At 65.7% G+C, this 721-nt stretch carries 1 protein-coding gene; it reads left to right on the top strand.

Translation table 11 applies throughout. The annotated features are described in order from the left end of the window. Positions 1-721 (top strand): flagellin hook IN motif-containing protein (locus tag AC06E7_RS19070; RefSeq protein WP_478065603.1); only part of this gene is annotated, 721 nt, incomplete at both ends.

The following is a 721-nucleotide window of genomic DNA, read 5'->3' as shown; positions in this document are numbered from 1 at the left end:
GCTGAACGCCGAAGTGAAGCAGCTGACCTCGGAAATCGACCGCGTTTCCCGCCAGACCAACTTCAACGGCACCAAGCTGCTGGACGGTTCGTTCTCCGGCGCCCTGTTCCAGGTCGGTGCGGATTCGGGCCAGACCATCGGCATCAACAGCATCGTCAACGCCAGCGCCAGTGCACTGGGCGGCGCCAAGTTCGACAAGAACACCTTCACCGTCGCCGCCCCGGGCACCAATGCCGCCGCCACCATCAAGGGCATGGAAATCAAGGGTGCCGACGGCAAGTCGTACAAGCTGGACGACATCGAAGTGAAGGCCGGCGTCGACGCCGCCGCCACCCAGAAGGCCACCGCCTCGGCCATCGCCGCCGCAATCAACGCCAAGATGGACCAGACCGGCGTCTATGCTTCAGTCGATGCCGCCACCGCCGGCAAGCTGGACCTGACCTCGGTGCAGAACAACGTCGCCGACGACGGCACCTTCAATGCCATCGCCGTGACCATGGGCACCTGGACCGGCGCCACCGCACCGACTGCGCCGACCCCGACCGCCGACGCCACCGGCCTGACCGCGCAGTTCGCCAGCAACCTGAACATCTCCACCTTCACCGGTGCGCAGCAGGCCCTGTCGATCGTCGACAAGGCGCTGACCGCAGTCAACTCCTCGCGTGCCGACATGGGTGCGATCCAGAACCGCTTCACCTCCACCATCGCCAACCTCGGCACG

Source organism: Stenotrophomonas sp. Steno-Z4 (assembly GCF_056393145.1).
Note: the sequence above shows the minus strand (reverse complement) of the source record. Positions and strands in the feature narration are given on the sequence as shown.